The 11,027-nt window shown below is 67.6% G+C and carries 10 protein-coding genes; 9 read left to right on the top strand and 1 reads right to left on the bottom strand.

Going from position 1 to position 11,027, the window contains the following annotated elements:
* Positions 1-59: 59 nt before the first annotated feature.
* Positions 60-650: a YqgE/AlgH family protein gene (locus DBV35_RS02175; RefSeq protein ID WP_108658607.1), complete on the bottom strand. Its 591-nt coding sequence runs from the start codon at positions 648-650 to the stop codon at positions 60-62.
* 127 nt (positions 651-777) lie between these two features.
* Between DBV35_RS02175 and DBV35_RS02170 the strand changes: the two genes are divergently transcribed.
* From DBV35_RS02170 to DBV35_RS02130, 9 genes are all read left to right on the top strand, one after another.
* The gene (locus tag DBV35_RS02170; RefSeq protein WP_108658606.1) at positions 778-1,263 is read left to right on the top strand and encodes a peroxiredoxin; all 486 of its coding nucleotides are present in this window, start codon (positions 778-780) and stop codon (positions 1,261-1,263) included.
* Positions 1,264-1,649: 386 nt separating this feature from the next.
* A complete protein-coding gene (gene ileS, locus DBV35_RS02165) occupies positions 1,650-4,718 on the top strand; it encodes an isoleucine--tRNA ligase (protein ID WP_108660507.1) in 3,069 nt (1,022 codons plus the stop codon).
* A gap of 2 nt (positions 4,719-4,720) precedes the next feature.
* Entirely contained in the window at positions 4,721-5,209 is a 489-nt protein-coding gene (gene lspA, locus DBV35_RS02160) for a signal peptidase II (protein ID WP_108660506.1), read from the top strand.
* Between the two features lie 130 nt (positions 5,210-5,339).
* Entirely contained in the window at positions 5,340-6,044 is a 705-nt protein-coding gene (locus DBV35_RS02155; protein ID WP_108658605.1) for a hypothetical protein, read from the top strand.
* A gap of 373 nt (positions 6,045-6,417) precedes the next feature.
* On the top strand, positions 6,418-7,755 hold the full coding sequence (locus DBV35_RS02150; protein ID WP_245943916.1) for a M16 family metallopeptidase: 1,338 nt from the start codon (positions 6,418-6,420) through the stop codon (positions 7,753-7,755).
* Positions 7,756-7,778: 23 nt separating this feature from the next.
* Positions 7,779-9,086, top strand: a complete 1,308-nt coding sequence (locus DBV35_RS02145) for a M16 family metallopeptidase (protein WP_108658603.1) — start codon at positions 7,779-7,781, stop codon at positions 9,084-9,086.
* A 75-nt stretch (positions 9,087-9,161) separates the two neighbouring features.
* A complete protein-coding gene (locus tag DBV35_RS02140) occupies positions 9,162-9,365 on the top strand; it encodes a YdcH family protein (protein ID WP_108658602.1) in 204 nt (67 codons plus the stop codon).
* 41 nt (positions 9,366-9,406) lie between these two features.
* Entirely contained in the window at positions 9,407-9,868 is a 462-nt protein-coding gene (purE, locus tag DBV35_RS02135; RefSeq protein WP_108660505.1) for a 5-(carboxyamino)imidazole ribonucleotide mutase, read from the top strand.
* The gene (locus DBV35_RS02130) at positions 9,868-10,956 is read left to right on the top strand and encodes a 5-(carboxyamino)imidazole ribonucleotide synthase (protein ID WP_108658601.1); all 1,089 of its coding nucleotides are present in this window, start codon (positions 9,868-9,870) and stop codon (positions 10,954-10,956) included. Before purE ends, DBV35_RS02130 begins: the two co-directional genes overlap by 1 nt.
* The last annotated feature ends 71 nt before the right edge of the window (positions 10,957-11,027 follow it).

Genomic DNA, 11,027 nt, shown 5'->3' with positions numbered 1-11,027 from the left:
TCCCGTGGCCCTGTCAGAAGCGCTTCTCATGGCGCTGTGTCAACAACCGGGCAACGCTCTCAGGCGTGTCCGGCGGCCGTGGAGAGGAGAAGCGGGTCGATGCCGAGCTTGTGGATCGCCCGCTCATACTTGGCGTCGAGATCGGCGTCGAACAGGAGGCCGTAATCGGCCTCGCAATGGAGCCAGCCATTGTTGGTGATCTCGTGCTCGAGCTGGCCGGGCGCCCACCCGGCATAGCCGAGCGCGAGGAGCGCCTGGGACGGCCCCTCCCCGTTCGCGATGGCGCGCAGGATCTCGACGGTCGCGGTGAGGCACACATCGTTCGCGGTGACGAGGGTCGCCTCCTTCAGCACGAAATCGGGCGTGTGCAGCACGAAGCCGCGCCCGGTCTCGACCGGCCCGCCATTGTGGACGGCGACGCGGCGCGCCGATTCGGGCAGCAGGATCGCGTTGCCCTCCTCGATCACGTTGAGCTGGGTCAGGAGGTCGACGAACGAGATGTTGCGGGCGGGCTTGTTCACGATGATGCCCATCGCCCCTTCCGCCGAATGGGCGCAGAGGAACACCACCGAGCGCTCGAAGCGCGTGTCGCCCATCTGCGGCATCGCGATCAGACACTGTCCCTCGAGGTAGCCTTCGGTCCTCTCCATGTCAGCCCTCCTCAAGGTCAACGATCAGCCTAGCATAGTATCAGATAAGAGAGAGTCGGGGCTCGTCACGGGCGCATCGGTGGACTAAAACGCCGCGACCTTTCCACCCGATCCTGGAGACCGCACGATGACTATCGCCGTTGGTGACAAGCTTCCCCCTGCGACATTCAAGGTGATGACCGCGGACGGCCCGTCCGAAATGACCGTCGAGGAGTTCACGAAGGGGCGCCGCGTCGTCATGTTCGGTGTGCCCGGCGCGTTCACGCCGACCTGCGACCGCAACCACCTGCCGGGCTTCATCACGAACCTCGACGCCATCAAGGCGAAGGGCGTCGACGAGGTCGCCGTCGTCTCCGTGAACGACATGTTCGTCATGAATGCCTGGGCGAAATCGTCCGGCGGCGAGGGCAAGATCACCTTCCTCGCGGACGGCTCGGCCGTCTTCACCCGCGCGATCGGCCTCGAGCTCGACGCCTCGGGCTTCGGTATGGGCATCCGCTCCAAGCGCTATTCGATGCTGGTCGAGGACGGCGTCGTGAAGATCCTCAACATCGAGGAGACGCCGGGCGAGGCGAAGGTCTCGGGCGCCGACGCCATCCTGCCGAGCCTTTGATTCCATCAAGGCCACAACCCATCTGCGCGAAGGGCGCGGCGTCCGCGCCGTGTCCCCTCGCGCGGAATTGATGGGGCGCGCCCCGCGCGAATGGCGCTTCCCGTCGCCTTCAACATCGTCTAAGCGAACTCGGATCATGAGACGCATGACCTCAAATGGCCTGGTCGGTCGGGCGACTGGCCGAATTTTCAGCCCGTCCGCCGGTGTGAAGCCGTCGGCGGGACGGGGTTCGTTCAGCGCCTGATCGCGCCATCGGCTTCTGCAATTACCGTGCCTGATCCGCGGCGAAATTCCGTTTCGCAGGCGGGGCGCGTTATCCGTTTTCATGGCGCTGCCACCGGGCACGCGCCGCAATGCCGAAAGTCGACCCGATGAGCGATGCCACCATGACGTCCAAAGAGGCCAAGAGCCCCGAAGCGGGCGCGGCGCGCGATTATTCCGAGACGCTGTACCTGCCGAAGACCGAGTTTCCGATGCGGGCCGGCCTGCCGAAGCGCGAGCCCGAATGGCTCGCGAAATGGTCCGAGGGCGACCTTTACGAGACGCTGCGCGCCGACAGCGCCGGCCGCGAGAAGTTCATCCTGCACGACGGCCCGCCCTACGCGAACGGCCACATCCATATCGGCACGGCGCTCAACAAGATCCTGAAGGATTTCGTCGTCCGCTCGCACCAGATGCTCGGCTACGATGCCAACTACGTCCCCGGCTGGGACTGCCATGGCCTGCCGATCGAGTGGAAGGTCGAGGAGAATTTCCGCTCCCAGGGCCGCAACAAGGACGCGATCCCGATCAACGAGTTCCGCCGCGAGTGCCGCGAGTTCGCGACCCACTGGCTCGGCGTGCAGCGCGAGGAATTCCAGCGCCTCGGCGTGATCGGCGACTTCAAGGACCCCTACCTCACGATGAGCTTCCTCGCGGAGGCGCAGATCGCCCGCGAGCTGATGAAGTTCGCCGTGTCGAAGCAGCTTTATCGCGGCTCGAAGCCGGTCATGTGGTCGGTCGTGGAGCGCACCGCGCTCGCCGAGGCCGAAGTCGAGTATCACGACTACCAGTCGGACACGGTGCTGGTCGCGTTCCCGGTCGCCAATGTCGATTCGCGCGCGATCAACGCGCTGCGCGACAACCCGTCCGAGCCCGGCTCGCCCGAGGACGAGGCGGTCATCACCGACCTCCTGGAGGCCCGGATCGTCATCTGGACGACCACGCCCTGGACGCTCCCCGGCAACCGCGCCATCGCCTACGGCCCGAACATCTCCTACGGCCTCTATGAAGTGACCGAGGCGGCGGCGGAGAACTGGGCGAAGGTGGGCGAGCGCTTCGTCGTCGCCGACAGCCTCGCCGAGGCGATCTTCAAGGAGGCGCGGGTCGACGCGTTCGTGCGCCGCGACGACGTGCCGGCGGCCGTCCTCGCCGGTACAATGTGCTATCATCCGCTGTGGCCAAGGGAAAAGGACCACCCCTTCTACCCGCAGGGCGGAAAGCAATTTGTAGGCGTACCAGGTCCCCAAGGAAAGCATTTCGCGGGCGGAGCGGCTCCCTACTCGTTCTTGGTGCCCCTTCTTCCCGGCGATCACGTTACCGATGATGCAGGCACGGGGTTTGTCCACACTGCACCTGGCCACGGCGTTGAGGATTTTGAAGTTTGGACCGAGAACAAGCGGCGTCTTGAGGCTGCCGGCATCGACACGAACATTCCGTACACCGTGGGTGCAGATGGTCGGTACACCCGCGAGGCGCCCGGCTTCGAGGGTCTTGCCGTCATCACCGACGAGGGCAAGAAGGGCGAGGCCAACAAGGCCGTCATCGATGCGCTCGTCGCGGTCGGCGCGCTCATCGGGCGCGGGCGGCTGAAGCACCAATATCCGCACTCCTGGCGCTCCAAGAAGCCGGTCATCTTCCGCAACACGCCGCAATGGTTCATCGCCATGGACAAGGCGCTGGGCGATGACACCACGCTGCGCACCCGCGCGCTGAAGGCGATCGGGGACACGCAATTCGTGCCGGCGGCGGGCCGCAACCGCCTCAACGGCATGATCGAGAACCGGCCCGACTGGGTGGTCTCGCGCCAGCGCGCCTGGGGCGTGCCGATCACCGTCTTCGTCCACAAGGAGACGGGCGAGGTCCTGATCGACGAGACGGTGAACGAACGGATCGCCGACGCCTTCGACGCGGAGGGCGCGGACGCCTGGTTCGCCGACGGCGCCGCCGAGCGCTTCCTCGCGGGCGACCACGATGCAAGCCAGTACGAGAAGGTCGACGACATTCTCGACGTGTGGTTCGATTCCGGCTCCACCCACGCCTTCTGTCTCGCCAAGCGCCCGGACCTCAAGTGGCCGGCGGACGTCTACCTCGAAGGCTCGGACCAGCATCGCGGCTGGTTCCACTCCTCGCTGCTCGAATCCTGCGGCACGCGCGGCCGTGCGCCCTACGACACCGTCATCACCCACGGCTTCACGATGGCCGAGGACGGGCGCAAGATGTCGAAGTCGCTCGGCAACACGATCGCCCCGCAGGACATCATCGACCAGTATGGCGCCGACATCCTGCGCCTGTGGGTCGCGAGCCAGGACTATACGGACGATCAGCGCATCGGCCCGGAGATCCTGAAGGGCGTCGCCGATTCCTACCGCAAGCTGCGCAACTCCATCCGCTGGATGCTCGGCACGCTCGCGCACGATGACGGCACGCCGGTCGACCTCGCGACCGCGCCGGAGCTGGAGCGGCTGATGCTCCACCGCCTCGCCGAGCTCGACGGCGAGATCCGCGCCGCCTACCGCCGGTTCGACTACAACCACGTCGCCCACACGCTGATGAACTTCGCGAACGTGGAGCTGTCGGCCTTCTATTTCGACATCCGCAAGGACGCGCTCTATTGCGACGCGCCCTCCAGCGCCCGCCGCAAGGCCTCGCTCGCCGTGGTGTCGATCCTGTTCGACACGCTGGTGACCTGGCTCGCCCCGCTCCTCCCGTTCACCATGGAGGAGGCGTGGGAGAGCCGCGGCCGCGAGCGCTCGGTCCATCGCGAGGCGTTCGCCGGCGTCGACCCCGCCTGGCGCGACGATGCGCTCGCCGAGCGCTGGGAGCGGGTGAAGAAGGTCCGCCGCGTCGTCACCGGCGCGCTGGAAATTGAGCGGCGCGACAAGCGCATCCGCGCCTCGCTGGAAGCCCATCCGATCGTGAAGATCGAGGACGACGCGCTGCGCGCCGCCGTCGAGGCCGTGCAGTTCGACGACGTGGTGATCACGAGCGCGGTGACGATCGAGCCGGGCCCGGCCGACGCCGCCGCCTTCACGCTGCCAGAGGTGCCGGGCGTCTCCGTCCGCGTCGAGAAGGCGGAAGGCACGCGCTGCGCCCGGTCCTGGAAGGTGAGCACGGACGTCGGCGCCGACCCGCGCTACCCGGACCTCTCCCCGCGCGACGCGGCGGCGATGGCCGAGATCGACGCCGCCGCGTGACGGTGTCGCCATTCGGGGGACGCGCGGCGGGGATCATCCTCGCCGCGGCGATCTTCCTCGCCGATCAGGCGACGAAGCTCCTCATCCTGCACAAGGTCGACTTCTCCAACGGCCCGGTGCCAGTGCTGCCCGTGATGTCGCTGACGCTCGTGTGGAATCGCGGCATCAGCTACGGCCTCTTCCAGTCGGAGGGGACGGCGCGCTGGGTTCTCGTCGCGGCGACCGCGCTCGCGACGGTGGCCCTCACGGTCTGGTTCTTCCGCACCGAGCGGCCGCTGGTGCGAATCGCGGTCGCGACCATCGTGGGCGGGGCGATCGGCAACCTCGTCGACCGCGTGGTCTACGGCGCGGTCGTCGATTTCGTGCACCTCCATTATGCCGGGTTCTCCTGGTACGTCTTCAACATCGCGGACACCGCGATCGTCGTCGGCGTGATCCTCCTTTTGATCGACGGGCTCTTTCCGGTGAAAACAGCCCAAACGAAGCCTTAACCCGATCGGTGGCACTGTGATATTTGCGCATCAGTCGGCGATCGTCCCGCGCGCAAGGTTGACTGTCGGGTCCTGTCGCGAGAAGGCTGATCGATGGTGGCCTAGGCTGCCGAATTGTGGAGTTTGTCCAATGGTCCGTCTCGCCTTGTTGGTGACCGTGCTCGGCCTGTCCCTCGCAGGCTGCAACACGAGCTACAACTATTTCGAAGAGGAAGCCGACAACTCCACCCAGGGCGACTCCACCGCCTTTGGCGCCATCCTCTCCATGACCGGCATGGTCGAGGAGAAGAAGACGCCGATCGTCTACAAGCCGCGCGCCCCGCTCGCGGTCCCCAATTCGCGCGACCTGCCCTCCCCGGAGGACACCTCCTCCGCCGAGGCGGCCGTGAACTTCCCCGTCGACCAGGACGAGAAGGCCCGCCAGCGCCAGGCCGAGCTCGACGCGCTCGGCGCCACCGCCGCCTACGAGCAGAACGGCGTCGGCGAGATCGGCGTCGCCCGCGTCGGTCCTGACGAAGTGGCGGCGGCCCGTCGCGCCGGCGGCGGCCTCGCCCACCAGAAGGATTATCTCCTGGAGGACACGCGGGCCCAGGATTTCCGCCTGTCGCGCGAGGAGATGAAGCAGACCTTCCGCACCACCTCGACCGACCGCGCCATCCTCACCGAGGAAGGCAAGGCCGCGCCGCGCGCCTATCTGATCCAGCCCCCGGCCGACTATCGCACCCCGGCCGACACCGCTGCCTTGCCCGAGCCTGGGGACATCGAGAATTCGGAGTGGGCCGAGAAGCGGCTCTACGGCGTGAAGGATCGTCGTCCGCCGCGCGCCCAGAAGTAGCAGCAAAACGAACGACTTAAGCCTCGTTCATCTCAATTTGAAATGCCGTCCGCGCCTTTCTGACGCGGGCGGCATTTCCGTTTTGCGAGGCCGTTCCGGGCTTTTTGCCCCCGCGCAGGGGTCTCCGTCCGCCGCGTTACGGAAACTTTAGTGGCCCAACCTTACCGACACGCCTAGCGTGCTGGATGCGGCCGCAGGACCGGCTTGGCCGGTGGCATTGCGCCGCCAGGACCCTCGTTCGCCGCAAGAGCCTCCGGGCCCATCCTCGGACCCGGCCATGTACAGGCGCTTCCGCACTGCATTAGGAATGACAAGGTCACCGCGAATGAAATCGCCATCCAGAACACTCGCCGCGATTGGAATAGCCGTGCTGATGACGCTCCCCGCCGCCGCCGAGCCCGTCGATCTCGGCGACCTCACACTTGCCCCCGACGCGGAATCCTTCACGCTCGACAATGGTCTCGAGGTCGTCGTCATTCCCGACCGGCGCGCCCCGATCGTCACCCACATGATCTGGTACAGGGTCGGGTCGGCGGATGAGCCGGCCGGCAAGTCCGGCATCGCCCACTATCTCGAACACCTGATGTTCAAGGGCACCGAGACGCATCCGGGCAATGAGTTCTCCGCCACCGTGTCGCGCGTCGGCGGCAAGGAGAACGCCTTCACCTCGAACGACTACACGTCCTACTTCCAGCAGGTCTCCAAGGAGCACCTGGCGTCGATGATGGCCTTCGAGGCCGACCGGATGAAGAACCTCCAGCTCACCCCGGAGGTGAGCCTGCCGGAGCTCAGCGTCGTCCAGGAAGAGCGGCGCGCGCGGGTCGAGACCCGCCCCTCGGCCGAACTCGGCGAGGCGCTCGACGCGACGCTCTATATCAACCACCCCTACGGTGATCCGATCATCGGCTGGCCGGACGAGCTCGCCGCCCTCACCTTCGAGGACGCGCTCAACTTCTATCGCAGCTTCTACCGCCCCGGTAACGCGGTCCTGGTGATCGCCGGCGACGTCACGGTCGACGAGATCCGCGGCCTCGCGAACGACACCTACGGCAAGATCACCGACACGCTCGGCACCTTCAACCGCGTCCGTCCGCCGGCCCAGCGCGTGCGCGCCGACCGCATCGTCGAGCTGCGCGACCCGCGCACGACCCAGCCCTCCACGCAAATCGCCTGGCTCGTGCCGAGCTACGCGACCGCGGAGCCGGGTGAGGCCGAGGCGCTCGACGTGCTCGGCGAGATCCTCGGCGGCAACAACACGAGCCGCCTCTACACCGCGCTCGTCCGCGAAGACCAGATCGCGACCACGGCCGGCTCCTGGTACCAGTCGAGCGCGGTCGACGACACGCGCTTCGTCGTCTACGCGACGCCGGTCGACGGCGTCGCGCTCGACAAGATCGAGGCGCGCTCGCGCGAGATCATCGCCGACATCGCCGAGAAGGGCGTCACCGAGACGGAGATGGCGCGCGCCCGCACCAGCCTCCTCGCCTCCGTGATCTTCGCGCAGGACAGCCAGTCGTCGCTCGCCCGCATCTTCGGCTCCGCCCTCACCACCGGCTCCACCGTCGAGGACGTGCAGGAATGGCCGACCCGCATCTCCGGCGTGACCGCCGCGAACGTGCAGGCCGCCGCCAAGCGCTTCCTGATCGGCGAAGGATCGGTGACGGGCCGTCTGCTCGTCGCCGCCTCCGCCCCGGCCAGTGCCACCGAGTAGCGCTAGGGTAAGGGAACAGGTCCATGTATCAGTTACTGAACCGTGCCATTGTCGCCGCCGGCCTTCTCGCGGCATCCATCGGGAGCGCTTCCGCCATCGACATCCAACAAGTCACCAGCCCGAAGGGGATCACCGCCTGGCTCGTGTCGGATGACACCGTGCCGATCGTGGCGGTCGACATCGCCTTTGAGAATGCTGGCTCCTCGCAAGACCCGGCGGACCGGGCCGGCCGCAACAACCTCCTCGCCTCGACGCTCGACGAGGGGGCGGGCGATCTCGACTCCGTCGCCTTCCAGACCGCCCTCCAGGAGAGCGCGGTCCGGCTCAGCTTCGAATCGAGCCGCGACCACCTCTATGGCGACCTGAGGACGATCTCCTCCAGCGTGGAGCGCGGCTTCGACCTCCTCCACCTCGCCCTCACCGAGCCGCGCTTCGACCAGGAAGCCATCGACCGGATGAAGGCGCAGATCATCGCGGGCCTGCGCCGCGAGGAGAAGGATCCGGAGACGATCGTGTCCCAGCTCTGGGCGCGCACCGCCTTCCCGGACCACCCCTACGGCACGCCGAGCAACGGCACGTCGGAGACCGTCGCCGGCCTCGGCCGTGACGATCTCGTCGCCGCCATGAGCGGGATCGCGAAGGACAATCTCGTCATCGCCGTCGTCGGCGACATCGACGCGGAGACCCTCGCCCCGCTTCTCGACCGCGCCTTCGGCGACCTGCCCGACACCGCGACCCTCTCCGAGGTGCCCGAAGTCGAGCCCGCCACCGGCCTCACCGTGACCGAGACCGTCGACACGCCGCAGACCGCGATCCGCTTCGGCGGCCCCGGCATCCCGCGCGAGGACGACGACTTCATCCCCGCCTTCGTGATGAACCACATCCTCGGCGGCGGCGCCTTCTCGTCCTGGCTCTTCGACGAGGTGCGCGAGAAGCGCGGCCTCGCCTACTCGGTCTACTCCTACCTCGCCCCCTACGAGCACAGCGCGATCTTCGGCGGCGGCACCGCCACGCGCAACGATCAGGCCGAGGAGGCGCTCACCGTCATCCGCGCCCAGTTCGAGCGGATGGGGACCGAAGGGCCGTCCGAGGAAGAGCTCGCCGACGCCAAGGCCTACCTCACCGGCTCCTATGCGCTCCGCTTCGGTTCGTCCGGCTCGATCGCGCGCCAGCTCCTCTTCATCCAGCTCGAAAATCTCGGGATGGACTATATCGACAAGCGCAACGATCTCATCCAGGCGGTGACGCTGGAGGACGTGAAGCGCGCCGCCCGCCGCATCTTCGGCGAGGGTGTGCCGACCGTCGCCGTCGTGGGCGCCCCCGCCGGCTGACCGGCCGGGACATCCCGACCACTCGACAGACTTCCGCGGTTCGATGTATTGCCCATCGAACCGCGGTGCTTTTTGATGGACAACGACGACGAACTCCTGATCGAGCGACTGAACACTTTGCGGCAGGAGCATCGCGATCTCGATGCGGCCGTTGCAGCGCTTGAAGCCTCAGGCTCGACCGACCTCCTGCAGATCAAACGGCTGAAGAAGCGAAAGCTTCAGCTGAAGGACGAGATTCGCCTGCTCGCGGACCGAGTCCTCCCGGATATTATCGCGTGACCCTGAAATTCCCCTCCCCCGCCGCGCCCGTCGCGATCATCATGGGCAGCCAGTCCGACTGGGAGACGATGCGCCATGCCGCCGAGTTCCTCGCCGAACTCGACGTCGCGCACGATGTCGCCATCGTCTCGGCCCACCGCACCCCGCAGCGCCTCTACGATTTCTCGACCTCCGCGGCCGAGCGCGGCGTCCAGGTGATCATCGCGGGCGCCGGCGGCGCGGCCCATCTGCCCGGCATGGTCGCCGCGCTGACGACGCTGCCGGTGTTCGGCGTGCCCGTCGAAAGCCGCGCCCTGTCGGGGTGGGACAGCCTCCTGTCGATCGTCCAGATGCCGGCGGGCGTCCCGGTCGGCACCCTCGCCATCGGGCGCGCGGGCGCGACGAATGCCGGCATCCTCGCCGCCTCCGTGCTCGCCCTGTCGGACGCGGAGCTCTCCGTGCGGCTCGCCGAGTGGCGTCAGGCGCGCACCGACGCGGTCGCCGCGGAGCCGACGGACAGCTGATGCGCCTTTCTCCCGGAGACACTGTCGGCATCCTCGGCGGCGGCCAGCTCGGCCGCATGATGGCGCTCGCGGCCGCCCGCCTCGGCCTCGAGACGCACATCTACGCGCCGGACGCCGATTCCCCCGCCTTCGCCGTCGCCGGCCGCCACACCGTCGCGGCCTATGACGACGTCGCCGCACTCGCGGCCTTCGCCGAGACCGTCTCGGTCGTCACCTACGAGTTCGAGAATGTGCCGGTGGAGCCGGTGCGCACGCTCGGCGACAAGGTGCGCCCTGCCCCCGGCGCGCTCGCCGTCGCGCAGGACCGTCTGATCGAGAAGGCGTTCCTCAAGGAATGCGGCCTGCCGGTCGCCCGCCACGCCGCGGTCGACAATGCCGACGATCTCGCCGAGGCCGTCGCCGAGTTCGGCCCCGCCGGCATCCTGAAGACGCGCCGCCTCGGCTATGATGGCAAGGGCCAGCTTCGCCTCACGGGCGGGGAGGATTTCGCCGAGGCGTTCGCCGCCATCGGCGCGGTCCCGGCGATCCTCGAAGAGATGATCGCCTTCCAGGCGGAGACGTCCACCGTGCTGGTGCGCGCCGCCGACGGGACGACCGAGGCCTATGACGCGCCCGCCAACGTCCACGCGGACGGGATCCTGCGCCACTCGACGCTGCCCGGCCCCCTCTCGGCCGAACTCGCCGCGCGCGCGGCCGAAATGGTCGCCGACGTCGCCGCCCGCCTCGACTATGTGGGCGTCCTCACCATCGAGTGGTTCGTCACCGGCGATCCGGCCCGGCCGCTGATCGCCAACGAGATGGCGCCCCGCGTCCACAACACGGGACACTGGACCGAGGATGGCGCGATCACGAGCCAGTTCGAGAATCATATACGTGCGGTGGCGGGGTGGCCGCTCGGCAGCACCCGTCGCCTCGTCGACATCCGGATGGACAATCTGATCGGCGACGATGTCGACGATTGGCACGCTCACCTGGAAAATCCGGCCGCCCGCCTCCATCTCTATGGTAAGCGTGCCGCACGGCCGGGCCGCAAGATGGGCCATGTAAATTTCATGGGCCAGTCGGTAGACTCTTTGCGCAAGGCCTGATAGCGAGCGTCACTCGCGTCTATGCCTGAGGGTGGGGTGGTACACCGTGACCGCTCCGCCATTGCGCGCAT

The organism is Acuticoccus kandeliae, assembly GCF_003073115.1.
The sequence above is the reverse complement of the archived record's forward strand: the minus strand, read 5'-3'. Positions and strand labels throughout refer to the sequence as shown.

Coding starts and splice junctions, on each gene's coding strand:
- DBV35_RS02175 (WP_108658607.1), bottom strand. CDS start 650: ATGGAGAGGACCGAAGGCTACCTCGAGGGACAGTGTCTGATCGCGATG.
- DBV35_RS02170 (WP_108658606.1), top strand. CDS start 778: ATGACTATCGCCGTTGGTGACAAGCTTCCCCCTGCGACATTCAAGGTG.
- ileS (WP_108660507.1), top strand. CDS start 1,650: ATGACGTCCAAAGAGGCCAAGAGCCCCGAAGCGGGCGCGGCGCGCGAT.
- DBV35_RS02155 (WP_108658605.1), top strand. CDS start 5,340: ATGGTCCGTCTCGCCTTGTTGGTGACCGTGCTCGGCCTGTCCCTCGCA.
- DBV35_RS02150 (WP_245943916.1), top strand. CDS start 6,418: ATGACGCTCCCCGCCGCCGCCGAGCCCGTCGATCTCGGCGACCTCACA.
- DBV35_RS02145 (WP_108658603.1), top strand. CDS start 7,779: ATGTATCAGTTACTGAACCGTGCCATTGTCGCCGCCGGCCTTCTCGCG.
- DBV35_RS02140 (WP_108658602.1), top strand. CDS start 9,162: ATGGACAACGACGACGAACTCCTGATCGAGCGACTGAACACTTTGCGG.
- purE (WP_108660505.1), top strand. CDS start 9,407: ATGGGCAGCCAGTCCGACTGGGAGACGATGCGCCATGCCGCCGAGTTC.
- DBV35_RS02130 (WP_108658601.1), top strand. CDS start 9,868: ATGCGCCTTTCTCCCGGAGACACTGTCGGCATCCTCGGCGGCGGCCAG.